Below are 25,876 nucleotides of genomic sequence, written 5' to 3'. Positions count from 1 at the left end.
CCTAAAGATATTAAAAAATATATCAATAGGGCAAATGGCCAAAAAAAATTTTAGGGTGTGGTTACTGCCACAGGAAGGATCTTGCCATTGAAAAACTTATGTCCCGTAGCCGCAAAATCAGCTACATATTTACCCATTTCAAAAGCCATGATGGGAGATTCATATCCTGGGAAGGCCTTTTCCAGCATTTCGGTTTGTGCAGAGCCCAGAGCCAGGCAGTTGACTTTAACTCCGGTTTCTGCCAGTTCGTAGGCAAGGCATTCCGTCAGTGTAGCAAGGGCTCCCTTACTTGCAGAATAGGCAGAAAGCCCGGGAAATTTAACGCTTCCCTGGAAACCTCCCATACTGCTGATATTCACAATATGGCTGCCGCTTCCCATCAGCGGCAGCAAATTCCGGATCATGTTGAAATGGCCCAGCACATTACTCTGGAACATGCTGGTCATATCCTCTGCAGTGGTATCGGCGAAGGGTTTGTTGATCAGCTGGCCGGCATTATTGATCAGGATATCTATAGTTCCCAGCCGCTGCTGCAGAAAGGGAACAAGGGCAGCATAATCATCATAAACAATATCAAACTCAACAGGCAGCAGGGTACATTCAGGGTTAATGCCCCTGGCAATTTCCAGCAGTTTCCTTAATTTATCGGCTGATCTGGCTATGCAGACCACTTTGTTTTCCGTTTTTAATGTAAATTCCAATGCGGTTTCAAAGCCTATTCCACTGCTTGCGCCTGTTAATACGATATTCATTTAATCTTCTTCTGTTATGAGTTGGGTAACGGGATTTGCAATTACATGCAGTCCGTCGTTAATTAGTTTTTTGTGGTCGGGTTCATTGGAAGCTTTCATTTCCAGGTAAATCCTTACTTCCTTTTCCAGCTCGGGATAAGCACCGGTATAGTGCAGTATTTCCAGGATCTCGAGTGCAGCTAACCAGTCCTGGCGATATCTTGTTTTTAAAAGACCGAACAGTTCAGGGAGCCGGTCATGCTGTTCTTTACCTTCCCTGATCAATCTTACTGTTTTATAAATCTGATGCAATTGTGTTGTTGTCTCCCCATAAATCACTTTTGCAGTCTGTTTTCCGCTGATGTGGCTGAGTTCTTCATAAGCTTCCTTATCAGCGGCGCCGTTAAATACGGAGACAATCTTTTCACCCACTGCCATATCGTAAGTTCCCCATTCAGGCTGAAAAAGAACATTTCCATTGCTTTCTTTTACTGTACAATCCAGGAAAGAGATCATTACGGTTTTATCAGCAAAGCGAACAATTGATTGTACGAGACCGGAAACCCGGATGCCACTGTCAAAAGTGAGAACCGCCCATTTTCCTTCTTCTACAGCAATAGCTTTAAGTTCATCCAGGTTAAAGGATTCCAATGGCTGCAAAATATCTTTTAATTTGCCAACGGGTGATGAAAATCCGTCTTTATGGTAAACTTTGCTATGTCCTTCAAGCTGTTTACCCCCAACGGCCAGTGCCGATGGTCCACTGGTTTTAATGAAGGTAAGCTGATCATCATAGCTGAGGCCCATATCAGTGAAAATTCCCGTAACCTGCAAGCCTGAGCTGTATACAGCAGTAGCCGGATTGCGGGATTCCATCGCTTTGATGATACTTTCAGAGCCACCTGTTCTGAAGGCCATGGTGTCAGCAAATTGGTCCAGCACATCGATCAGGTTCTGGAAAGTTTCAGTTACAAATAGCTGAGGCTGTGTTTTAGTAATATCGTAGGCGTACCTGATCGTATCTATCGTATATGGAATCTTTTTAACGGTATCCATCATACAGGAAGCACTCTCTCCAATGGAAGAAAGTAAACCTGCCCCGTAGATCTTAGGATCTGCAAGGCTTCCGATCAATCCATATTCCACCGTCCACCAGTGCAGCCTGCTTAGCAAAGCCATTTCTGAAGGCTCGCCCATATTTTCTGCAATTTCCTTCAGGTGATTTTCGGCCCTGGCAATTTCATATTCTGGTGCATCTACAGCTTCTTTCAGAATTGACAGTGCGCGGATGGCTTCATACAATTCAAAATCTTTGGCGGAGAACATTGCTTTTGCTCCGATAGAACCTATATAGCTCAGGTAACTGTTGTAGTCTGCATCGGCAATGATAGGTGCGTGACCGGCCGATTCATGAATAATATCGGGAGCGGGAGTATACTCTATATGGTTAATCTGGCGGATGTCGGCTGCGATAACCAATACGCGGCAGGCCTGGTATTCCATAAAAGCTGCCGGTGGAATAAAACCGTCCACAGTTACTGCACCCCAGCCAAGTTTGCCAAGATTGTCGTTCATGGTCTGCAGGTCCGGAATATATTCTATGCTTAGTCCGGCACGCTGTAATCCTTTAATGTAAGGGTAATAAGCCACATCTTTCAGATAGCTGTAATTCTGGCGCATCACATACCGCCATACAGCCTGGTCTACCGGGGTATATTTATCATAGTTCTGATCCACAATAAACTGCCTTAAATGTTTTGGCAATTTAGCTACCTGCGGATTTTTAAAGTCATTGAAATCACTCATAACCAATTTATATTTGATAGCACTAAGGTAAGCCTGTGTGAAGGATTTATCAAGGAAACGGACGTCCTTTTACTTTATCTTGATTTATTTTTTTACCCTGAAAGAGAAGTGCGTCTGGATAAAATAACTGGCTACAGCTAATATGATGGTAGTGACGAACTTAGCTACAGAAGGATAAAAATTAAAAGTTTCGACCATGAGCTTGATCATGGCAAAGTTGAGCATCAGGTTTGTGCATACGACGATGGCATACCTGAACATCTGAATCCTGCCTTTGAGGTCGGATTTCGTAAATACGAGGTACTTGTTCAGCGTAAAGCCGATAGCGAAAGTGAGGGGCGCCTCAATGATCAGTGTTGCTACCGGAGCGGTAATCATGCCCGGGCGAAAGGGAAGGATTACATCCTGCTGATGCAGCACATAATTGTAAATCAGGAAGTATAAAATGATCCCGCTCGCCACATTTGTACCACCTGAAACTACGTACCTGAAAGTATGCAGAGAAAGCCAGCGTGAAAATGGTGGATAAAAAAAATCAATAAATCTGAGGAGGGCTTTACGCATAGTCAAATAAGGTACTCAATAAGCGGCGCAATTTAGGGAATGCAGATCATTTCCCGAAATTATGATTGCCTAGCGGGCCGGCGGTGCCGAAATGAAGTCGATCACTGCACAGTACCTGTATCCGGGATGTGTCCTGATGTTCACCCCCACAAGGCTCAGATTATAACCTGTGCCCAGTATTGTTTTCCGGTGCCCTAAATCAGGCACATTTTTGTCGAGCAGTAACATGCATACATTGGCCAGGCCTTTTGAAAAGCCAAAAGCGAGATTCTCAGCCATAGCCCTGCGGGGATAGAATTTGGAAATTCTGTCCTTCACCGTCCTGCCATCTGTGGAGTTATGGCCTGCCTTATTGTTTTTGCTCAGGTCTTTTGCATGTTGCTGGGCTATCCAGGTAAGAGTTTCATCGGGACTAAACAAGGGGAGGTCTTTAATCTCCATAAGGTCTTCCTGCAAACCCCTGTAGTATTTGTCTTTACGGTTTACCTTCAGGTCGTTATAATTACTGTAACGCTGCATATCGACATTGTAGGCATCTGCAAAATCCTGGAAATAGGTTTCGAAGAATTTCCTTCCGTCTGTACGGGCCAGGTTCATATAAAATACGATCTGTTTTTCCTCCTCGTTCAGGTAATCCGTATTTCTGGCTGTGTTTGCATTGTCGAGTTCTTCCTGTGTCCACATATTGTTGGACGATTGTGCTTTTGAAGCAAATGAGCTGAAGATCAGGAGAAAAAAAAGGATAGATGTGAATTTCATTTTGTAGCGTCGGTATCGGGTTTAGCTTGCTGATCCCTCAATAACAATAATAAGACCATTTGCTGATGAAATAGTTTAATCACGAAAAAGCCTGTACTACACGCTGGTGCGATACAGGCTCTTTTGCTATTTAAATTATCTTCTAAGACTTTCTCAGCAGGTTTTTCCAGCTTACTTTACTTTCGATCAGGTCGTTCAGGTCTTTGATGTCTATACGCTGCTGCTCCATGCTGTCGCGGTGGCGGATCGTTACAGTATCATCTTCCAGGGTCTGGTGATCTATTGTGATACAAAAAGGTGTTCCTATTGCATCCTGTCTGCGGTAGCGTTTTCCTATAGAGTCTTTCTCTTCATAAACTACATTATAGTCAAGCATCAGATTGTCCATGATCGCCTGGGCTTTCTCCGGCAGTCCATCTTTTTTAGTTAGTGGGAGGATTGCTGCTTTGATAGGAGCCAGGCAAGGGTGTAAGTGCAGTACTGTACGGCTGTCAACTTTCTCGCCTTCGCTCAGGTCCTGCTGCTCAAATGCATTGATCAACGTAAGCAGGAACATGCGGTCTAAACCAATGGAAGTTTCAATCACATAAGGGATGTAATTTCCATAAGGTTTGCCTTCCTCATTCAGGTCGTTATCAAAATACTGCATTTTCTTACCTGAGAATTCCTGGTGCTGGGTAAGATCGAAATCTGTACGGCTGTGGATCCCCTCCACTTCTTTAAATCCGAAGGGGAATTCAAACTCAATATCAACTGCTGCATTGGCATAATGCGCCAGTTTTGCGTGGTCATGATATTTATATTTTGCAGGGTCTGTGCCCAGTGCAGTATGCCATTTCAGACGTGCTTCCTTCCAGTAGGCATACCATTTCATTTCTTCGCCCGGGCGAACAAAGAACTGCATTTCCATCTGTTCAAATTCGCGCATACGCATGATGAACTGACGGGCTATCACTTCATTTCTGAAAGCCTTGCCTATCTGTGCAATCCCAAACGGGATTTTCATTCTTCCTGATTTTTGTACGTTGAGGAAGTTTACAAAAATACCCTGGGCAGTTTCAGGGCGCAGGTAAACTTCTTCGGCACCTTCGGCCATCGCCCCGAACTGGGTGCTGAACATCAGGTTAAACTGGCGTACATCCGTCCAGTTTTTCGTGCCGCTAACCGGGCAGGCAATCTCATGTTCTTCGATCAGTACTTTTAACTGCGGCAGGTTTTCTGCTTTCAGCGCCTCGTCCATATCCGACTGAAGTTTTGCTGCTTTATCTGTTTTGCCGTCTTTTTCATAACGGGCAATTTTATCTTCTAATAACTGGTCTGCACGGTAACGTTTTTTCGAATCTTTGTTATCGATCATCGGGTCGCTGAATCCGTCCACGTGTCCGCTGGCTTTCCATACTTTGGGGTGCATAAATATTGCAGAATCGATCCCTACAATGTTTTCATGCATTTGTACCATTGATTTCCACCAGTATGTTTTGATATTGTTTTTAAGTTCGGCACCCATCTGACCGTAGTCATATACGGCACTTAATCCATCATAAATTTCGCTGCTTTGAAATACAAAACCGTATTCTTTAGCGTGAGAGATCACATTTTTAAATTGTTCGTCGTTATTCGTTTTGGCCATAATACTGCAAAGATAGAAAGTTGAGGTTAATTTTGACCGAATAAGTAAGGACTAATTATTACTTTTGAGAGGGATAGCGGTGCAGCTGTTAAAAAGGGCTTTTTCCGTACCGGTACAGATTTAAAATTGAGACATTGAGTATACAGGTAGAAGGTTTATCCAAAACGTACGGTCAGCAAAAGGCCGTAGACCAGATCAGTTTCAGGGCAGTGCCCGGCAGAGTACTGGGCTTCCTGGGGCCAAATGGTGCCGGTAAATCTACTACGATGAAGATGCTAACCGGATACCTTCAGCCCAGTTCAGGCAGTGCAAGTCTGGGTGGTTTTGATTCGCAGCTGCAAAGCCTGGAGATGCGGAGAATTCTTGGCTACCTCCCTGAAAACACACCTTTATATACAGATATGTATGTCCGGGAGTTTCTTGCTTTTGTAGCGGATACTTATCAGCTGGAACAGAGAGAGCTTAAAGTTAAAGAGGTGATCGAGCGGGTAGGACTGGGGGATGAGCAGCATAAAAAGATCGCCATGCTGAGCAAGGGATATAAACAGCGTGTAGGTCTGGCGCAGGCGATCGTCCATGATCCATTGATACTTATCCTGGACGAGCCCACAACTGGCCTCGATCCCAATCAGCTGACTGATATCCGGGAACTGATCAGAAATCTGGGCAAAGACAAAACTGTTATTCTCTCTACGCACATCATGCAGGAAGTGGAGGCGCTTTGTGAGCAGGTGGTAATCATCAACAAAGGCAAAATTGTTGCGGATTCGCTGCTGACTGATCTCAAAACCAAACATAAAACTGACGCTCTGGAAGAAATATTCAGATCTTTAACGCGCTGATAAATAGTGTTTTGTTGAACAACTCTTTTGTTTGGCAACCTTTTTGTTTAGGTATCGGCGGGAATATATTTCCGCTGACTAAATAAAAAACAATTATGAAAAAGTTATTTTTACTAACCGCTATCGCCGGAATGTTTGCATTCTCAAATGTTTCTGCTCAGACAAAAGATCCTGCAATGAGCGGATCAAAAATCGGTATAGGTGCTGAATTTGCTTTTCCAACAGGAAATTTTGGAGATGCTTACAAGTTGGGTTATGGTGGAACGTTACAATTCCAGACGCCAATTATAGAAAAACTGAATTTTACAGCATCTGCAGGCTACCTGACCTTTAGAGGAGAAGATCTTGCAACTGTGGGAGGCGTAACCCTGAGAAATGCCGATCTGAATGTTATACCAGTAAAAGCAGGTATCAATTACTTCCTTGCAGAAAACATTTATGTAGGTGGTGAGCTGGGTGCTGCTTTTGGTACCGGTGACAATTCAAAAACTTCTTTCGCCTACACGCCGCACATTGGAGTTGAATTCCCTGTATCTGACAAAGGATCTATCGATCTGAGTGCAAGATACGAAGAGTGGTCAACTAACTATGATGGACCGGGCAACACCAACTTTAATTTCAAATCGAGATTTGTTGGTTTAAGACTGGCCTATAACTTTGGGTTATAAACCAAAAGGTTTAACAGTAAAAGGCAGTCCTGATAAGGGCTGCCTTTTGTGTTTTATAATGGTTTCATTTTCCCGTTATTTAGCTAACTTCGGCATCATTATCATTTTTCATGTACGCAGTATTCAAACGCGAATTATTCAGTTTACTCAACTCGCTGATGGCCTATATCACCATTGGTGTATTCTTGCTGGTCTCGGGATTGCTCCTCTGGTTTTTTCCGGATACTTCTATCCTGGAATACGGATATGCAGAAATGAACGGATTTTTTAGTCTTGTCCCATTTCTGTTTATGTTTTTGATTCCTGCAATGACTATGCGTTCGTTTGCCGAAGAACGGAGGGAAGGGACGTATGTTTTACTGGCAAGCAGGCCTTTAACCGACTGGCAGATTCTTCTGGCAAAATACTTTGCCTGTCTGATCCTGGTTTTGCTTGCATTGCTTCCTACACTATTATATTATTATACTATTGTTCAGCTGGGGATGCCCAGGGGGAATATCGATGGCGCTGCGGTTGCGGGTTCATATATAGGCTTATCATTGTTGGGAGGGGCTTTTGCAGCTATCGGCATTTTTGCTTCATCCATCACTAAAAATCAGGTGATTGCTTTTGCTGTTGCAGTATTTTTATCCTTCATCGCTTACAGCGGATTTGATGCACTGGCAAAGATCTTTGCTCTGGGTATGCTGGAAGATGTTTTTGTATGGCTCAGCGTTAACGAACATTTTCAATCCATGAGCAGGGGAGTGCTGGATACACGCGATCTGGCTTACTTTATTAGTTTTATACTGTTGTTCCTGGGGGCAACGAAGCTGGTGATCGGAGGCAGAAAATGGTAAGCAGCAAAAATAAATGGTTGAAACCAGTGGTATTTGTGATCGCTCTCGTAGTGCTGAATATTGCCTCGTCTTACCTATACACCCGTTTTGATTTTACGCTTGAAAAGAGATTTACGCTTAATCCCAAGTCGAAAGCTGTACTGGCGGAAGCTGATAAAGAAATCACGGTTACCGTATTTTTGGATGGAAACCTTCCTGCTGCATTCAAAAGACTGAAAAATGCAACTTCAGACCTGCTGAATGACTACAAAGCCAATTCAGGGGTAAAGATAAAGGTTGTCTTTACAGATCCCATGGAGGGCCTTAATCAACAGGCACAGGATACAGTTATACAGAATCTATACAGCAATGGTATCGAGCCTACCAATCTGAATATCAAAAACGAAGCAGGTTTCAGTCAGAAAACGATCTTCCCAATGGCCATCGTACAGGCCGGAGACAGACAGGTACCTGTGAAACTGCTGCAAAATCTGGATGCCACAGGCAATTACGAACAGAATATCAACAATTCGATCCAGAACCTGGAGTATGTATTCAGTTCGGCAATCAGGAAAGTCAATACAGCTGAAAATCCAAGAATAGGCTTTACCGAAGGAAACGGCGAGCCTGCAGATCCGTATCTGAGCGACGCGATGAAGTCGCTCTCCGATAGTTACGAGGTGGGAAGGGTAGACCTGAACCTGATCAGTAAAGAGGGGCTGGACAAACTGAAAATGCTGTTTATCACCAAACCCCAGAAGGAATTTTCTGAGGCCCTGAAATACAAGATCAACTATTTTGTAATGAATGGCGGAAGGGTTGTCTGGAGTGTAGACCAGGTGAGCGCTGACCTGGATAGTTTAAAAGGCAAAGGACAGCAGCTTGCTTTTAACAACAAGCTGAACCTTGATGATATGCTGTTTATGTACGGGGCAAGGATAAACTATAACCTGGTTGCTGATCTGAACTGTGCTGAAATTCCTCTGGCTATGGGCGGTGCTAACGGGCAGCAGCGGGATATCCAGATGGCGCCCTGGGTGTATTATCCGGTGCTTGTTCCGGATGCGTTCCCCGGCCTGGTGAAAAACATTGATGGTATACGTACGGAGTTCCTGAGTACAATAGATACTATTGGCCTAAAAGGTGTGAAGAAGACGGTACTGCTCCATACTTCGCCTTACCACATCGAGCACAATACCCCGGAAGTTTTATCCCTGCAGGTTGTTGCAGAAACACCTGACCAGCGCAAGTATTTCCATCCTCCGGCTATTGCAGCCGTGCTGCTCGAAGGTACCTTTCCCTCTGTCTTTTTGAACAGGCAGCCACCTGCCGGAATTGCTGAAGATTATAGCACAGGGGCGCTGAGCAAAAAAACGAAAATGATCGTGATCGGGGATGGCGATATCTTCAGAAATCAGGTAAGTGGCCGTGACGGTTCGGTATTCCCCCTCGGATTTGACCGTTATACACAAAGAAGTTTCGGAAATAAAGCCCTGCTTTTAAATATTGCAGATTACTTGTCATCAGATGATAATCTGATCGACCTGCGTAATAAAGAGGTCAAAGTCAGGCTACTGGATAAACAACTGTTGCGCGCAGACAAGGTCAAATGGCAGCTGATCAATGTAATTGTACCTCTTTTACTGTTGATATCATTTGCAATTTTTCAACATTATTACCGCAAGTATAAGTATGCAAGGTAATTTTTATATTTTTGAGAATTGACCAGATCATAATTATGAGATTTATTGTATCCACATCAACACTTTTAAAACATTTACAAACAGTTAACGGTGCCTCAAGCAGCAGTACTGTTTTGCCGATACTGGAAAACTTTCTTTTCGAGATCAAAGATGGTAGCCTGACTATTTCTGCGACGGATTTGCAGACAAGTATGACTACTTCTTTACCAGTAGAATCTAAAGAAGGCGGGAAAGTAGCTGTACCGGCAAGAATCTTGTTAGATACTTTAAAAACACTTCCTGATCAGCCGATCTCTTTCAATATTGATGATGCTTCATTTTCAATAGAGATCAGTGCCGGTGATGGAAAGTATAAACTAAGTGGTGAAAACGGTGACGATTTCCCGAAGATCCCTACTGTAGAAAATGCTTCTTCAGTAAATCTGCCGGCATCTGTTCTTACAGAGGCGATTACCAAAACTATTTTTGCCGTGAGCAGCGATGAACTTCGTCCTGCGATGACAGGGGTTTTCTGCCAGCTGTCGGATCAGTTTATCACTTTTGTAGCTACTGACGCACATAAACTGGTTAGATACAGACGTATGGACAGCAAAGCTGATAAAACAGCATCCTTCATTCTGCCAAAAAAAGCACTCACCTTATTAAAAGCAGCTTTACCTTCAACTGATATCAATGTCTCGGTAGATTATAATGCTACCAGCGCATTTTTCAAATTTGAAAATATCAACCTGGTATGCCGTCTGATCGATGAGCGTTATCCGGATTATGAAGCGGTAATCCCTGCCAATAACCCTAATAAATTAATTATCGACAGGGCATTGTTCCTGAATACTTTACGCCGGGTGGTTATTTTTGCAAACAAAACTACCCACCAGGTAAGATTAAAGATCAACGGCAGCGAGTTGAATATCTCTTCTGAAGATCTGGATTTTGCCAATGAGGCCCACGAACGTTTAAGCTGCCAGTATGAAGGTGAAGACCTGGAGATTGGCTTTAACGCGCGTTTCCTGATTGAGATGCTGAGCAACCTGGGTGGGGAAGAAGTAACACTCGAGCTTTCTACACCTAACCGTGCAGGACTGCTGATCCCTCAGACCAATGATGAAAATGAAGATGTTCTGATGCTGGTTATGCCAGTTATGCTGAATAACTATAACTAATTAAAAAGATACTACCTTTGAGCGTCATTATGTAAGCTATACTTTCGTAATGACGTTTTTTTATAAGCAAGATACCGCCCTATGGACATCATTAACCAGCTGATACAATTTATTCTGCATACCGATGTAGAATTAGTGAAACTCGTAAGTAGTTACCAGACATGGACCTACCTGATTTTATTCCTTATTATTTTTGCAGAAACCGGGTTTGTGGTTACTCCGTTTTTACCGGGTGATTCCATGCTGTTTGCTGTAGGCGCACTTATTGCCAAGGGTGGAACCGGACTGGATATCTGGCTGATGTTCTTTCTTTTAACAGCTGCAGGTATATTGGGTAACAGCCTGAACTACAGGCTGGGAATGTTCTTCGGTATCAAGGTTTTTAAGGAAAGCAACAAGATCCTGAAGCTGGAATATTACAACAAATCGCATATGTTTTTTGAAAAACATGGCGGTAAGGCAATTATTTTCAGCCGTTTTCTGCCTATTATCAGAACTGTGGCCCCTTTTGTTGCAGGTGTGGCGAGAATGCCCTTTGGAAAATTCACCTATTTCAATGTGCTGGGCGGGATTGCCTGGATCGCCACCTTACTTTTTGCCGGTTTCTTAATGGGGCAGATCCCTTTTATTAAAAATAACTTTTCGGCCGTAATAGCGTTTATTGCCATTGTTACTTTTGCTCCTATTGTTTTTGCTGCGGTAAAATCCATGTTCAAAAGTAAAGAGGTTATCGAGAGTTAGTCATGTTTTCCAGGCTTGGCTGACCAGCGTCAACCCATGCAGAATACCAGTAGGAGCCCACAGCCAGAATGGCTGCACGCATCTGCTTTTCTACCATATGATTCAGCCTGTTGTGGTATTCACTGGAATATTCGAAGGAATATTGTTTTGTAAGCTGACCGTTTCTTTTGCTGTAGCTGTATTTTTGCTGAGCAGAAAAGTTGCGGTTTAAATCTTCCTCCACTTTTAAAGTACTGTCTGCCAGGCTATGGGTGTGGCTGATAATTCTCCAGGCCTCTTTCAGCGGATTGTCTATATACATTGCCCTGCCTACCACAAAATTATACTTGTCTGAAAACAGTTCCGGCAGACGGCTTTCCCAGAAGGCATGAATGCCAGCCTGGTTGGTCAGCTGTCCGTTATGATTTTCTGAAGTATGCAATGGCACATTGGCATCCGCCAGATAGTGTCCCAGATAAGCTGATTTGATTAAGATCCTGATCGAATCCCTTTCCTTAAAAGCATTTACGAGCTGGTAGTAGCTGCGCTGGATATGCCAGGGAAGGATCCCGTTTTTTTGAAGTTTTGGGTTTCCGTACCGCTTTACAGCATCTTCCCATTTCCGGGGAATACTGTCGATAGCTGTTTCATATACTTCCACATCCAGATAATGCCTTGGCGCTTCAGCAGTGTCTGCATAACGCCTCTTATCGGGATCTGTTGCATGGCTACTAAGATAGGCCAGGTTATTTTTATAGAACCTGTTCATCCCGTCGGGCAGGATAAATACGGAGAGATGATTGATCCGCATGTGGGCAAAGAAGCCCCAGGAGCAGGTGAGAATGGCGGTCGCCGTCAGCAATCCGGAGATGAAGAATCTTTTCATCTCCGGAATGTAATGCCAAACGCGAATATGCTGGTAATTATTCTGTTTTTTTATTTGAAGCTGTGGCTGTGGTGCTCAACAGGCGTGCAGCGAAGGGGCGTGTAAACTCATTGAGTTCAGTGGTAAGGCTGCGGATAGTAGCTGTGTCATCCTGCGCAAGCGCTGCCCGCAGCTTGTCGAGAATAGCTCTTGTACCAGAAATGTCCATCGATGTAAGTACAAATCTGTGCCGTTCGATGAACTGACCGGCAAGGTATGCAAGCTGCTCGCCTTCAGCCCGCGCTTCATCCAGCAGGTTTTGTGCTGAAGCTGACGAGGTAGTATTGTCCACCTGTACATCTTCATCCGGCAGATTGATATGATACCGGTTACCAGCCATAATATCGGCCTGAATGGCAGCTCCGAGCGCAACAATTTCTTCAGGGTCGATCTGCTTGTTCGGCTGTTTACGAAAAAACTCAGATACCTCTGCTTTAATATAGGGAATACGAGTAGAGCCGCCCACCATGACCACTTCATCTATAGCCGTAACAGGTAACTTAGCCTCTTGAAGAGCCTGTTTACAAGCGTTAATGGTTTCGGCTACCATGCCGGCAATCAGTGTCTCAAATGTCTGTTTGTCAAGTGTACACCAGATATCGCCTGCTTTTTCGTTGAACAGATTCTGGCTGCTCAGTGCTTTTTTTGCCTCTTCGGCCTTTAAACGAAGTTGCTGCAGCAGGCTTTTATCAGAAATGATACTTGCTGAGTCGAGTTTGTTGTTCTCCATCCAGTAGTTCAAAATAGCCTGGTCGATATCATCTCCGCAGGGAGCTGTATTTCCATTGCTGGCCAGTACCTCAAAAACACCGTTGTGAATGGAGATGATAGCAACGTTGAAAGCGCCGCCGCCGAAGTCGTATACCGCGATAGTCTTTTTTACCGCTGGGTCTAAACCGCTGCTGTAGGCCAAACTTGCTGCTGTAGTTTCATTTAATATCTTCAGTACATCCAGGCCGGCTAAGCGGCCTGCTTCTTTTGTAGCCTGACGCTGACGGTCGTTAAAATATGCAGGAACGGTGATGACAACCTTGTTCACTGGTGTTTTCAGCGCGTGCTCTGCTCTTTTTCTGAGTTCTTTCAGGATTTCGGCCGACAACTCCAGGGGAGTATAGTACTTTTCTCCCAACTGTATTTTCACAGGGACATCATCAGACGAAGCACTGAGTAAACGTTTTATGGAGCATATCGTATTGGAAGGATCTCTGATCAGCAATTCCCTGGCTTCATTACCAACCAGCGGAATACCGGCATCATTAAAATGTACAACTGAAGGAACCAAAGTACCTTTGCCTGTATCATTGATTACACGGGGTTGTTTATCAGGATCAATAAATGCCACCAAACTGTTGCTGGTCCCTAAATCTATACCTGCAATAATTTCTGGTTGCTGTAATGTACCTGTTGCCAGGTTAATGGATATCTTTGCCATAGTACGGCAAATTTAGGAATGTTTTGAGCTTTATTTGTTTTAAGGTTGTAATGTTTTGACAGCAGTTCCGGAAGCTGCTATAATCTCCTGTTTGTGCAGGTTAAACACCCAAAGCACGATATCCTGGTAGCTGTCTGTTCCTTTTTTCTGGTTATTGATTTTCAGAAATTTGTCCAGCGCAGTGCCCATGTAAGCCGACATGTCACCATTGTATTTCCTCCAGAACACCTGTTCTGCTTTGAAATCTGCGAGGGTACCCGCATTGATCTCTTTGAGCAGCCTGGAGAAATCTTCTGGAGATTTGACCCTGATTTCGAATAATACACTTCTGAGGATAGTATAGTAACCGGAATAACGGAAATTTATATCCGGGCTGTTAATGCTGACCAGGTAACCGATCAGGTTGGCTTCATCTTCGCGGGCTACCCCAAGGGTGTGGGATATTTCGTGACTGGTCACAAATGGCAGGTCCATATAGGGCAGTCTCATATTCAGGTTTGCTTCGCCCGAAAGAGGGCAGTAGTAGCCTTCAATCCCGATTTTACTGATCAGCCAGCTGAACATGACCGGTTTTACCGATGGTACTTTGTAGCTGAAGAAGGGATTAGTTTTTGCTAGTTTATCATAAGCTATTTTTGCATTATCCTTCAGTGCTGTGATAGTGTATGCCCTTTTTTGGTTCTTACGCTGCTGGTCCAGCAGGTTTACCCGTTTAACAAGGAAATCGCCCAGCAGGACAAGGTCTTTTGTGGTGTATTTTTCGTTGCTGATGCCCAGCCTCACAGAGATAGACGGCCGGGAATAGTTTAATCCCCACAAAAGTTTGAAAACTATGTAAAGGATCAGGCTGAAACTGATGAACCGGAGCGGAATTACAAACCGTGCTTCGGCCGTTAGTTGTTTACGGGCGGCTTTCCTTAGTATTCTGAAAACCGACCAAAGACAATAGAAAATGAGTGCAGCATAAAGAAAATCTCCCAGTGCAAAAGGGAACAGCGCAGAAAAAAAACGTTGTGCGACAGAACTCAGCTGGTAAAAGCCGTCAGAATAGACCACTTCCACGGCTTCGCTGCTGAGTCCGAAGAGGAAGATCAGTAAAGCAATGCTGAAGATGATGGCCAGGCGGCGCAGTTGAATGCTGATCGCGGGATGCATCTACCTGTTGAATGCTAATCTTCTGCCAGTCTCGTTGGTCATGAATTTTCCCTTCTGATAAGCCAGGTTACCCGAAATAAAGGTATGGGTGATATCAGATGTAAAGGTTTGTCCTTCGAATGGAGACCAGCCACATTTATACAGGATATTTGCTTTGGTTACTTTAACGGGATCATTGAGTGCCACAAGCACAAGATCTGCCCAGTACCCTTCCCTGATAAAACCTCTTCTGTCGATCTGGAAACAGGTTGCCACATTGTGGGCCGTCTTCTCTGCGATCTGCTCGAGGGTAATTTTTCCCTGGTGATACATTTCCAGCAGGGCTGATAAAGCATGCTGTACCAGTGGCCCACCGGAAGGTGCCTGTAAGTACGGGAGTGCTTTCTCTTCGATAGTATGTGGTGCGTGGTCTGTTGCAATGATATCAATATACCCGTCCAGCACTCCTTTGAGAATTGCATCCTTATCGGCCTCCGTTTTTACTGCCGGGTTCCATTTGATGAGGTTGCCCTTTTCTGCATAGTCCCTGTCATCAAACCAGAGGTGATGTACACAGGCTTCAGCAGTGATTCTCTTATCTTTTAAGGGGATGGTATTGTCAAATATCCCCACTTCCATTGCTGTAGAGATGTGCAGGATGTGGAGTCTTGTATTATATTTTTTTGCAAGGGATACCGCCAGTGACGACGAAGTGTAACAGGCTTCTGCCGAACGGATCAGTGGATGCATGTCGATGGTAATATTTTCTCCGTACCGTTCTTTAAAGGCGGCCATGTTGCGCTGAATGGTCAGTTCATCTTCGCAGTGTGTTGCCACAAGCATAGGTGCCTGGCTAAAGATATTTTCAAGCACCTGTTCATTGTCTACCAGCATATTTCCGGTAGAAGAACCCATGAACACCTTGATGCCGCATACATTTGCCGGATCTGTTTTTAAAACTTCTTCGATGTTGTTATTGGATGCACCCATGAAGAAGGAATAATTGGCCAGCGACATTTCTGAGGCTATTGCATATTTATCTGCCAGCAATTCCTGCGTAAGCGTATTGGGTACGGTATTGGGCATTTCCATAAAGGAAGTGATGCCCCCGGCCACTGCAGCCATGCTCTCTGTAAAAATATCTGCTTTGTGGGTTAAGCCCGGTTCACGGAAGTGTACCTGATCGTCAATCATACCCGGCAGGAGGTGCAGCCCCTCAGCATTGATTTCCTGATCTGCATGTCTGCCGATCACCGGACTGATTTCATCAATCAATCCGTCTTTAATATAGACATCCGCAACAAAGGTTTTGCCTTCGTTGACCAGTGTTGCGCCTTTGATAAGGATGGTTTTCATATAGCCAAAGCTATGAACTTTTTAAACAAGTTTCTGACTGAACCGTCATTATATGCGGCAAAGGTTTTTTTGAAAGCACCCGGGCGGTGTTTTTCCACGTAGCTAATATAGATTATAGTATATTTGCAAAATGTCGAAAACATTCGAAGAGTTTAACCTGAACAGGCAGATTTTAAATGCTGTAGCTGATGCAGGCTTTACAGTTGCTACTCCAATACAGGAAAAAGCAATTGCCCCGGTATTATCCGGCCAGGATATCTTTGGTATCGCTGAAACGGGAACCGGTAAGACGGCCGCGTATGTGCTGCCGATTTTAATGCAGTTAAAATATGCACAGGGTGATGCGGCACGTGCGCTGATCCTTGCACCAACACGTGAACTGGCGATGCAGATCGCCGAACATGTGAAAATATTTTCCAAATATACTGACCTGCGTTCGGTGGTTGTATTTGGAGGTATCGGACCAAAAACACAGATCGAACAGATCAAAGCTGGTGTTGATATCATCATCGCTACACCGGGCCGTTTCCTTGATATTTACCTGTCAGGCCACATCAACACACAGTATCTTAAATTCCTCGTGTTGGATGAAGCAGACAAGATGATGGATATGGGCTTCATCGGCTCTATCCACAGAATCCTGGAAGTTGTGCCCCGCAGAAGACAAAACCTGCTGTTCTCGGCAACAATGAGCGATCTGGTACACAAGATTGCCGGTGATTTTCTTAAAAATCCAACGATTATTGAAGTAGGTGAACAGGCCACTCCGGCACAGACAGTTACCCAGGTACTGTATGAAGTGCCTAACTTTAAAACCAAGATCAACCTCCTGCAGCATCTGCTGAAAAATGATGTGGATTTCAAGAGACTGATGATCTTCTGCAAGACCAAAACGGTTGCGGATAACATCTTCAGCTTTATCGAAAGAAGATTTGGTCCCGAAGCGGTGCGGGTAATCCATGCCAACAAGGGACAGAATACCAGAATCAATTCTATCGCAGCCTTTAAAGAAGGAAACCTGCGTGTACTGGTGGCAACAGATGTAGCCTCAAGAGGTATCGACGTAGCCGAAGTAAGCCATGTGATCAACTTCGATGTTCCGATTATCATTGAAGATTATGTTCACCGTATCGGCCGTACCGGCAGGGCTTATGCCAAAGGTGATGCATTGACATTCTGTACAGAAGCAGAAAAGTACTATATCAAAAAGATAGAAAAACTAATGCGCCAGACTATTCCTGTAGCTCCTCTTCCTGCTGAAGTATTCGTTGAAGAAACGCCATACGAAGAACGCCAGTATATTGCCCGGGAAATCGATAACCAGAAAAGAAAAGATGACCCTGATTTCAAAGGGGCTTTCCATGAGAAAAAACACGCTGCTGCTATAGCTGCAGCTGCGGTAGCTGCTGCCAAAAAGAAAATGGACAAAACACCAGCCTGGAAAAAGAGGAAATTCAAAAAGACCTGAGTTTGAAATTAACGCCTTTAAATATTGTTACCTCGGCCTGCCTGGTGCTGGCATTGGTCATGCTTTTTAGTCCGGCCCGGCATATTCCTGTGCAGAAAGGGGTAGATGTCATGCTTACCGCCCTTTGTTTTTTAGCCGCAATTATTGCTTTCATTTCAGACTTGATTTTCAGGAAGTTTATACCTTTGCTCCGAAACTTATGGGTGGTTGAATGTGCTTTCATCGTATTTACCCTTGTTTTGATGGTGATATTAAAAATCACTGTTGCATAATTACCTTAAATAAAACGCTTTAATAAACCGGGCTTGCAAGCTCCTGAATAAAATACAATGAAAACAGCAGAAATTAAAATTACGGTTGAACTTGATGATAACAATGTCCCTGAGAACTTAACCTGGGAATCTACAGATGCACAAACACAGGAAAAGGTGCCTGTTAAGTCAATGATGCTTGCTTTGTGGGACCACAACTATAAAAACTCCATGCGTATTGATCTCTGGACAAAAGATATGCCTGTGGATGAAATGAAAAGATTTTTCTATGAAACTTTACAGACTATGGGCGACAGCTTTCTGAAAGCCACAGGTGAAAAACTGATCATTGAAGACTTACGTGATTATTGTGCACATTTTGCCGATAAGATGGGCATCGATCAGGGAAAATAATCCTGATACTCCTGATATTTTTAGAAGAACAGACGAATTTGCGCCTGTTCTTTTTTTTTGAAAAAATTTTAAATTCCTTATAGGACCTTTTGAAGAAATGGTTGTCATGCAGATGAAAAAACCTCTTTTCTATAAGGTCACATGTTTAAACTCTTCTCTTCAAAAACTGCAGAAGTCCAGTATGGATGGTCCGGAAACTACGCTTCGTGGCAGGATGCTGCCAGCTTAGCCGGTGGTTATGATTCGGGCAATATCCTTAAGAAAACCAGGGATGCCCTGCTGCAAGTCAAAAACGGAACTGCTGTTTATGAGCGTGATTCTGTGGTGTTCGATAAAATAGAATACCCTTTTCCGTTAATCTCCTGTCTACTCCGCAGTGCGGCCCTGCTCAAACGTCCCCTTAATATTCTCGATTTTGGCGGTTCTATGGGTAGTACATATTACCAGGTCAAGGATTTTGTGGGCTCAGGATGCTGTGCCAGCTGGAACATAGTTGAGCAGGAACATTATGTAAATTGTGGTAAGCTGAATTTTGAAGACGACTACCTGAAATTCTACCACAGCATCGATGACTGCCTGCAGGACAAAAAAATTGACCTGATCCTTATATCCAGTTCTGTACAATATCTTGAAGCCCCTCATGAATTCCTGGAAAAATTTGCAGGGTATAAATTTGATTTTATCGTTTTTGACCGTACTGCATTCCACGATGGTGCAGAAGACAGGCTCACCCTGCAGATTGTACCGCCGGAAATTTATGAGGCTTCTTACCCTTCATGGTTTTTTGCTGCTGACAAGTTTCTAAATCCTTTCAAATCAACTTATAAAATCATTTGTGAACTCCCTTCATACATCGAAGGTGAAGCAGTAATGTATATCGACAACAAGCCAGCAGGCTATAATAAAGGCTATTATCTTCAAAATAAATCTCTCCATGCTTAAATTCTGCACCTTATTTAACACTACTTATCTTTCCCGCGGATTAGCTATGTATAATTCGCTGAAACAGCAATGTGAAGCGTTTCATCTGTACATCTTTGCTTTTGACGCCAACAGTTACGAACTGTTATCCAAAATGGAGCTCGAACATGCAACTATCGTCAGTTTATTTGCCTTTGAAAACCCGAGATTACTGGCGGTTAAGGATGGACGTACAGCAGGGGAGTACTGCTGGACCTGCGCTTCATCTACCATTAAATACTGCATTGAAGAATTCAGCCTGGACCATTGCACTTATGTAGATGCCGATCTGCTCTTCTTTAGTAATCCGGCAGTACTGGTTGAGGAGATGGGAGAAAAATCGGTGCTGATTACAGAACACAGGTATACTCCGGTCCATGATCAGACTTTAACAAGCGGTCTTTACTGTGTGCAGTTTATTACTTTCAAAAATGATCCGAAAGGAATGGAAGTGCTTAACTGGTGGGTGGACGCCTGTATTGAATGGTGTTTCAACAGGTTTGAAGATAATAAATTTGGTGATCAGAAATATCTTGACGACTGGCTTACCCGTTTTGACTGTATACATGTACTGGCGCATCTGGGGGGTGGAGTGGCCCCATGGAATGTTCAGCAATATGATTTCAGCAGCAGCGGGAAACAAACAACTGGCGTAGAGCTGAGTTCAGGTCATAAATTTGAGCTGGTGTTTTATCATTTTCATGATTTCCATTACATTGAAGAGCAAACCTACTGTTTGTCAAATCCGCAATACGCTTTAGATCGTAATTCAGTAAGGTATATTTACAGGCCTTATGCCTGGGCACTTGGGAAGGCTAAAGGACAAATATTTAAAGTGAATGAGGAAACGGTTACGCATGAGCTCAGCGGTGATATCAGCTGGATCAACGCGGTAGTTGGCCGCTCCGTGTTATTTTTCTTGCGTGGTTATTACAAAAATTTCTACCGGCAGCGGGGAATGGAATTTAGCTTTGCAAGTGTAAAAATGTTTAACATCTTCTAATCTGTATTTAGTATTTTAGCCCTTTGTTTTGAAAATCAATGGGGTTTAAAAAGATTAAATTTTATGTTTTGATGCTCGCAGTATTTACTTTCTGCTGCATGTCATCATGTGAAAAGGAAAAGCTGGCCGAAGAAGCCAAAATAGAACCTCCTGTAAGAGCGTATGTGATTACAGCGAGAATTGATAAAAAGGGTACCAACTCTGCTTCAGAAGGTGTGGCAGTGTTGAAAGGATCCTACGATGAACAAAGTAAAGCATTTTCTTACTCCATCGAGTATGAGAATATAAGTCCTGCTTTGATTACCCTGCGGAGCGGAATTAAGGGCTCGGCAGGTGAAATGATCAGGGAAATTTATAAAAGTGACGGGCAGGTTTTGTCGAAACAGCCCCTGACCGGATCTTTGACATTGACTCCCCTGCAGGAACGTAATCTCCTGAAGGGACTATGGTTTATAGCGATAAATACAAATAGCTCTGCAAGTCCTGAAATTTCAGGAAGCCTTACTTTAAAGCAAAAATAAGCTGAATGAGTAGTAGCGAGCAGGAGATCGTTAACGCGATCAGGAACAAGGAGAAAAGTGTATTTGAAGCGTTATACAAAGAACATTACAGGCAGCTGTTTGCAGTCGCGTTCAGGTATGTACGCAATGCACCAGCCGCTGAGGAGATTGTACATGATGTGTTTTTAATGATCTGGAACAAGGCAGATCAGTTAGTTATCCAACAGTCAATAAAGAGCTATTTATACAGATCGGTGGTGAATTCATCACTGAATTTTATTAAGAAAGAGAAAACCCAACGGGAGAAACAGGATGTTTATATGAGAGTAAAAACTCATGATACTCCTGGCGGCGATGATGAGGACCAGCAGGAAGCACTGCTGACAAATTTAGAGAATGCGATACAGGTATTGCCTCCGAAGTGCAGGGAAGTAATGTACCTGAGCCGGTTTGGCAAATTGAAACAACAGGAAATCGCAGATCAGATGCAGATATCTGTGAAAACAGTTAAAAACCATCTGACCTACGGCTTTCAGAAAATACGTGAACACCTGGGAAACCAGCCTCAGCAATTATGGATGGCCGCATTGCTGTTGTTAAACTACCTGGGCTAAAAAGAACAGAAATGGAAGAATTTGAAACCAATGAAGAATTTATTTACTCCCTGATCATTGATGAGCTGGATGAGTTGATCAGTCCTGAAAAACGATATTTGCTCCAGAACTGGCGTCGAATGAGTCCTGAAAATGAAGTTACCTACCAGGAGTTTGTACGCATTCAGCAAAATATTGATCTCCTGTATCAAAAGCAGGCTTATACTGCAGAGGAATCCTGGGAGGAGCTCGACAAAAAACTGGAAGGGGTACAAAATCATAAGCTGACAGTAAGGAGAAACAGGAACCTGGGAACATGGTTGAGCGTAGCTGCATCAGTCATGCTTATCCTGTCTATTGGTTATTATTTTATCAATAACGCGCGTTATACGGTAGTGAGGAATGAAAAAGGTGCTAAAGTTAAAAACGTGTTTCTGCCGGACGGTACCGAGTTGGCGCTGAATGGCGGAGCTGCAATCCGGTACATCAGCAGCGACTTCAATACGAACCGTAAGCTTGAACTGGTAAATGGTGAAGTGTTTGTAAAGGTAAAGCACGACCGCCAGTATCCCTTCGTGATAGATCTGGGTGAGGTACATGCCAGGGATATAGGAACAAGTTTTAATATCGTGAAAGAGCAGCAGGAGATCAGCGTTACTGTAGAAGAAGGAATAGTAGCTTTGGAACAACCCTCCACATCACAGTCGGTTCTGCTTACAATGGGTGTGACCGGCCGTTATTCTGCTTCAACAAAGAAGCTGATTGCAGAACAAAATCAGGATATCAATTATAAGGCCTGGGCGGATAAAAAGTTTGTATTTACAGAAACGCCATTGAAAGAAGTGACGAGACAGCTCAGCAAAGCATACCATACTCCGATAACTGTTAACGGGAATGAACTCAAAAAGAAAAAACTGACTGCAAATTTATATTACCAGACACCAGACAGCGCATTAAACGTGATTGCTGCAACTTTACAATGTAAATTAACCAGTACCAAAGGAGGCTATATCTTGTCTGAAAATTAGAGATATATGTCCTTGAGGTTAATTGCATTGCTTTTATTTGTGGCTATGCTGCACACAGGTAAATTGTATGCACAGCAACCTTCTGCGCTGGACAAGCCTGTCACTATTCAACTCCAGCCTGATTCGCTGATCAGCGTGTTGTTAAAGATCCAGCGTAAAACAGGTTCAAGCTTTTCCTTTAATCCTGATCTGTTACGGAGATACCAGGTTAAATATACCAGCGTCCAAAGGGTACCCCTGAAGAACCTTCTGCAGTCCATCATCAGCGGAACCTACTTAAAATTTGAACTTGTTGGAAACGATATTGTTTTCACAGAAGTTAAACCAGAAAAACGTACTGTCCATGGTCATATTGCTGACAGCGCAAACGGTGAGGTACTTATAGGGGCAACTGTATTTGTTCCGGAACTGAAAGTGGGTGTGCTCAGCAATCAATATGGGTTTTATGCCCTGAACATCCCGGAAGGAAATTACGAACTCTCTATCTCAAACCTGGGGTATCAGACAAAAAAAATCCCATTAAAACTGACCAACGATTACCAGCTGGAGGTAGAACTTTCCATGGAGGCCAACAATTTGTCGGAAGTAAAAATCCAGCAGCCTGTCACGCCAGACCCATTGCTGCTGAATGAACAAAGTTTTACGCCCCGGCAGCTAAACCGTATTGCCTATTATGCCGGAGAGCCGGATGCTGTCAAAGCACTACAAATGCAGAATGGCATCAAAGCCATTTCTGAGGGCAGTTCGGGATTATTTATCAGGGGCGGTAATTCTGACCAGAACCTGATCCTGCTGGATGAAGCTGTAATTTACAACCCTTCGCATTTATATGGGCTGGTATCGGTATTTAATCCTGATGCCATCAATAGTGTACAGGTTTATAAAGATTTTATCCCCGCTAATTTTGGGGGCCGGTTATCCTCAGTCATTGAAAACCGCATGGCGGAGGGGAACAACAAAGAATTTCATGTAAACGGAGGTCTCAACCTGATGTCGGCCCGTCTTGCGGCAGAAGGACCTGTCGTGAAGGATAAAAGCTCATTTATCATTGCGTTCAGAAGAAGTTTGCTGGATGTCTTCCGCAGTAAATTTAAGCTGTTTAATCCAAGCTCCGTCTATTACGATATCAACGCCAAGGTCAACTATAAGTTAGACACCAGGAATAATCTTTTTTACTCGGTTTACGGAGGGCAGGACCACCTGCTGTCTGATAATTCTTTTGCCAACAACTGGGGCAATATTACTTCGACACTGCGATGGAACCACCTTTTCAATTCCAGGTTGTTCATGAACATGTCTGCTATCTACAGTAATTACAGCAATCTGCTGGACTTAAACGCTGATACGCTTTCCAAAAAAAGCCAGTGGCGAACAGGGGTGAGAGACCTGACGCTGAAGGAGGATTTTACTTATTACAATACGCCCGAAAATCAGATTAAGTTTGGGATGATGACCACCTATCACCGTTTTACGCCTGGTGAAACCAATAACTCCATCAGCGACGAACTGAACATTGCAAAAGACAGGTCACTGGAGTCTGCCCTGTACTATAACCAGCAGCTCTCAGCAGGCAAACACTGGGAGTTTAATTATGGGCTGCGTGTCGGGCTGTTTACAAATGCCGAAGAACGCCTTGACATTTTTGACCAGAACGGGAACCGGGTAAAACAGGAAGATACCCGTACTTTTCTGAATCCCGAACCGCGGATAAATATCAGCTATCTGCTGGCCCCCAAACAACGCTTTTCCCTCACTTATAACAGGAGTTACCAGTATTTACAGCTGGTACAGAACAGTACCCTTGCGTTTTCTTCCCTTGAGCCCTGGATACCGGCATCCCGCAGCATTAAACCTCAGCATATCGATTATTTTTCCGGAGGATACTGGTATGTGCAGGATAAATTCTCTGTCTCGGCAAATGCTTATCTGAAGAAACTATACCATCAGCTGGAGCTTGCGGGGCATGCACAGATCATTCAGAATCCTGCTATCAGAAACCAGCTCGAAGCGGGAAACTCAACTGCCTCCGGGATAGAGCTGGAGCTCAAAAAAACAGGGGCGAAACTCAATGCAACTGTAGCTTACACTTATGCCAGGGTATTCCGTACAATCAATGGGATCAATGAAGGGAAAAGATTTGCTGCAAATTATGATATCCCCCATGAACTGAAAATTACCGCCAGCTATAACTTTAATAAAAAACTTTCTGTACAATCTTTTTTTACCTATTCTACGGGGAGGCCTCTGACACTTCCGGTAGGATACTATCAGTATGACGGAATAAATGTGCCGGTATTTGAAAGCAGAAACACATCAAGGTTTCCTGATTTCAGCAGGCTGGATATTTCAGGGCAGTATCAGTTCAGTTCAAAATTATCAAAAAAGCGTGCGCTCAACAGTACTGTATCTGTTGGGGTTTATAATTTATACAACAGAAAAAATCCTTTATATTACCATTTGAGTACGGATTCGAGTCAGCCCCAAAGCAGTACGCTGGAATATGCCTTCGGATTTTACCCATGGATTGCTTACAGCTTTAAGATTTGATGATGAAACCGCTACTGTATATTATTTTGTTATTGCTGCTCCAGGGTATTTTTAGTTCCTGTAAAAAGAATAGTGGCGATATTGCATTTGATGCACCGCAGAAACAGTATGACCTGACGGTTGAAGGTGGAATCAATACCTTTTACAGCATGCAGGCCATCCGGTTAACAAAACCCTCCCTTGATCCGAATGTTGCGCCACAACCGATACGGAAAGCATCGGTTATTGTAAATGACGGAAGGGCAGATCTGGTTTTCAGAGAACTGGATACACTTCCCGGTGTTTATGTTGCTTATAATACAAGGGTGGCAAACTACAATTATGGATACACACTCACTGTTAAATACAACAGTCAGACTTATACTGCAGTTGATACTTTAAGACAGGTTGTAAATATTGTAGATGATTATTTACCTTTTTCGGTTACTAAAACGCCAGACAATATTTATAGTGGCACTGTTCCAAAACATACGTTTGGCTACCTCAATCCAAACAAATGGTGGATCAACTACGCTGCAGTCCTGAGAGATACCTGGTGGAGCCCGGAGAAATTCACAAAGGCAAATTTTTACAGTTATACCCATGTACTCGGCTCTCCGAATTCTTTGTATCCCCTTACCAATCTTAAGCACACTTTTTCCTTATCTGCTAAAAACTTTGTAGCCATCTATAAATTTTCAGTATCGGAGAGATATGCCAAATACCTGTATTCGGTTTTTCTTGAAACCGACTGGAACGGATTGTTTTCCAGTGTGCCTGTAAATATCACTGGAAATGTCTCGGGCAATGCCCAGGGCTACTTCTCTGTCAGTGATGTGGATTATAAGGCATACCGGGCTGAAGAACTGAGATAATTTGGATTTA

At 43.6% G+C, this 25,876-nt stretch carries 25 protein-coding genes; 16 read left to right on the top strand and 9 right to left on the bottom strand.

Features of this window, described 5'->3' with window-relative positions:
• Positions 1-50 precede the first annotated feature (50 nt).
• The 5 genes from ABWY16_RS05160 to ABWY16_RS05140 form a co-directional block, all read right to left on the bottom strand.
• On the bottom strand, positions 51-752 hold the full coding sequence (locus ABWY16_RS05160) for an SDR family NAD(P)-dependent oxidoreductase (RefSeq protein WP_353903586.1): 702 nt from the start codon (positions 750-752) through the stop codon (positions 51-53).
• Positions 753-2,537, bottom strand: a complete 1,785-nt coding sequence (locus tag ABWY16_RS05155) for an aromatic amino acid hydroxylase (RefSeq protein ID WP_353903585.1) — start codon at positions 2,535-2,537, stop codon at positions 753-755.
• An 84-nt stretch (positions 2,538-2,621) separates the two neighbouring features.
• Positions 2,622-3,101, bottom strand: coding sequence for a GtrA family protein (locus tag ABWY16_RS05150; RefSeq protein ID WP_353903584.1), 480 nt, complete (start codon positions 3,099-3,101; stop codon positions 2,622-2,624).
• Between the two features lie 69 nt (positions 3,102-3,170).
• Positions 3,171-3,860, bottom strand: coding sequence for a CAP domain-containing protein (locus ABWY16_RS05145; protein ID WP_353903583.1), 690 nt, complete (start codon positions 3,858-3,860; stop codon positions 3,171-3,173).
• 142 nt (positions 3,861-4,002) lie between these two features.
• Complete coding sequence (locus ABWY16_RS05140; RefSeq protein WP_353903582.1) at positions 4,003-5,490, bottom strand: glycine--tRNA ligase; 1,488 nt, start codon at positions 5,488-5,490, stop codon at positions 4,003-4,005.
• Positions 5,491-5,624: 134 nt separating this feature from the next.
• Between ABWY16_RS05140 and ABWY16_RS05135 the strand changes: the two genes are divergently transcribed.
• The 6 genes from ABWY16_RS05135 to ABWY16_RS05110 all read left to right on the top strand — a co-directional run bounded on the left by ABWY16_RS05135 (position 5,625) and on the right by ABWY16_RS05110 (position 11,422).
• A complete protein-coding gene (locus ABWY16_RS05135; RefSeq protein ID WP_353903581.1) occupies positions 5,625-6,332 on the top strand; it encodes an ATP-binding cassette domain-containing protein in 708 nt (235 codons plus the stop codon).
• A gap of 95 nt (positions 6,333-6,427) precedes the next feature.
• Positions 6,428-7,000: an outer membrane protein gene (locus ABWY16_RS05130; protein WP_353903580.1), complete on the top strand. Its 573-nt coding sequence runs from the start codon at positions 6,428-6,430 to the stop codon at positions 6,998-7,000.
• Between the two features lie 110 nt (positions 7,001-7,110).
• Positions 7,111-7,839, top strand: coding sequence for a gliding motility-associated ABC transporter permease subunit GldF (gene gldF / locus ABWY16_RS05125; RefSeq protein ID WP_353903579.1), 729 nt, complete (start codon positions 7,111-7,113; stop codon positions 7,837-7,839).
• Positions 7,840-7,865: 26 nt separating this feature from the next.
• On the top strand, positions 7,866-9,521 hold the full coding sequence (gldG, locus tag ABWY16_RS05120) for a gliding motility-associated ABC transporter substrate-binding protein GldG (RefSeq protein WP_353903599.1): 1,656 nt from the start codon (positions 7,866-7,868) through the stop codon (positions 9,519-9,521).
• Between the two features lie 35 nt (positions 9,522-9,556).
• On the top strand, positions 9,557-10,681 hold the full coding sequence (dnaN, locus tag ABWY16_RS05115) for a DNA polymerase III subunit beta (protein WP_353903578.1): 1,125 nt from the start codon (positions 9,557-9,559) through the stop codon (positions 10,679-10,681).
• An 81-nt stretch (positions 10,682-10,762) separates the two neighbouring features.
• On the top strand, positions 10,763-11,422 hold the full coding sequence (locus ABWY16_RS05110; RefSeq protein ID WP_353903577.1) for a VTT domain-containing protein: 660 nt from the start codon (positions 10,763-10,765) through the stop codon (positions 11,420-11,422).
• Here the strand turns inward: ABWY16_RS05110 and ABWY16_RS05105 are convergent.
• Genes ABWY16_RS05105 through ABWY16_RS05090 form a run of 4 tightly spaced genes read right to left on the bottom strand, consistent with a single transcriptional unit; the run spans position 11,409 to position 16,248 of the window.
• The gene (locus ABWY16_RS05105) at positions 11,409-12,287 is read right to left on the bottom strand and encodes a zinc dependent phospholipase C family protein (protein ID WP_353903576.1); all 879 of its coding nucleotides are present in this window, start codon (positions 12,285-12,287) and stop codon (positions 11,409-11,411) included. The genes ABWY16_RS05110 and ABWY16_RS05105 overlap by 14 nt on opposite strands.
• 37 nt (positions 12,288-12,324) lie before the next feature.
• On the bottom strand, positions 12,325-13,758 hold the full coding sequence (locus ABWY16_RS05100; RefSeq protein WP_353903575.1) for an Hsp70 family protein: 1,434 nt from the start codon (positions 13,756-13,758) through the stop codon (positions 12,325-12,327).
• Positions 13,759-13,797: 39 nt separating this feature from the next.
• On the bottom strand, positions 13,798-14,913 hold the full coding sequence (locus ABWY16_RS05095; protein ID WP_353903574.1) for a DUF3810 domain-containing protein: 1,116 nt from the start codon (positions 14,911-14,913) through the stop codon (positions 13,798-13,800).
• Positions 14,914-16,248: a dihydroorotase gene (locus ABWY16_RS05090; RefSeq protein WP_353903573.1), complete on the bottom strand. Its 1,335-nt coding sequence runs from the start codon at positions 16,246-16,248 to the stop codon at positions 14,914-14,916. It abuts the gene before it with no gap.
• Positions 16,249-16,378: 130 nt separating this feature from the next.
• Between ABWY16_RS05090 and ABWY16_RS05085 the strand changes: the two genes are divergently transcribed.
• The 10 genes from ABWY16_RS05085 (at position 16,379) to ABWY16_RS05040 (ending at position 25,866) form a co-directional block, all read left to right on the top strand.
• Complete coding sequence (locus ABWY16_RS05085; protein ID WP_353903572.1) at positions 16,379-17,716, top strand: DEAD/DEAH box helicase; 1,338 nt, start codon at positions 16,379-16,381, stop codon at positions 17,714-17,716.
• Positions 17,717-17,718: 2 nt separating this feature from the next.
• A complete protein-coding gene (locus ABWY16_RS05080; RefSeq protein ID WP_353903571.1) occupies positions 17,719-17,988 on the top strand; it encodes a hypothetical protein in 270 nt (89 codons plus the stop codon).
• A gap of 57 nt (positions 17,989-18,045) precedes the next feature.
• Positions 18,046-18,381: a gliding motility protein GldC gene (gene gldC / locus ABWY16_RS05075; protein ID WP_353903570.1), complete on the top strand. Its 336-nt coding sequence runs from the start codon at positions 18,046-18,048 to the stop codon at positions 18,379-18,381.
• 141 nt (positions 18,382-18,522) lie between these two features.
• A complete protein-coding gene (locus ABWY16_RS05070; RefSeq protein ID WP_353903569.1) occupies positions 18,523-19,323 on the top strand; it encodes a TIGR04325 family methyltransferase in 801 nt (266 codons plus the stop codon).
• A complete protein-coding gene (locus ABWY16_RS05065; RefSeq protein ID WP_353903568.1) occupies positions 19,316-20,344 on the top strand; it encodes a glycosyl transferase in 1,029 nt (342 codons plus the stop codon). The genes ABWY16_RS05070 and ABWY16_RS05065 overlap by 8 nt, the downstream gene beginning before the upstream one ends.
• A gap of 98 nt (positions 20,345-20,442) precedes the next feature.
• Complete coding sequence (locus ABWY16_RS05060; RefSeq protein ID WP_353903567.1) at positions 20,443-20,865, top strand: CHRD domain-containing protein; 423 nt, start codon at positions 20,443-20,445, stop codon at positions 20,863-20,865.
• A gap of 5 nt (positions 20,866-20,870) precedes the next feature.
• Entirely contained in the window at positions 20,871-21,458 is a 588-nt protein-coding gene (locus tag ABWY16_RS05055; protein WP_353903566.1) for an RNA polymerase sigma factor, read from the top strand.
• 11 nt (positions 21,459-21,469) lie between these two features.
• Positions 21,470-22,465, top strand: a complete 996-nt coding sequence (locus tag ABWY16_RS05050) for a FecR family protein (RefSeq protein ID WP_353903565.1) — start codon at positions 21,470-21,472, stop codon at positions 22,463-22,465.
• A gap of 6 nt (positions 22,466-22,471) precedes the next feature.
• The gene (locus ABWY16_RS05045) at positions 22,472-25,012 is read left to right on the top strand and encodes a TonB-dependent receptor (protein WP_353903564.1); all 2,541 of its coding nucleotides are present in this window, start codon (positions 22,472-22,474) and stop codon (positions 25,010-25,012) included.
• The gene (locus ABWY16_RS05040; protein WP_353903563.1) at positions 25,012-25,866 is read left to right on the top strand and encodes a hypothetical protein; all 855 of its coding nucleotides are present in this window, start codon (positions 25,012-25,014) and stop codon (positions 25,864-25,866) included. Before ABWY16_RS05045 ends, ABWY16_RS05040 begins: the two co-directional genes overlap by 1 nt.
• Positions 25,867-25,876 lie beyond the last annotated feature (10 nt).

Origin of the sequence: Pedobacter sp. (assembly GCF_040513095.1) — a bacterium.
Lineage (GTDB): Bacteria > Bacteroidota > Bacteroidia > Sphingobacteriales > Sphingobacteriaceae > Pedobacter.
The sequence above is the reverse complement of the archived record's forward strand: the minus strand, read 5'-3'. Positions and strand labels throughout refer to the sequence as shown.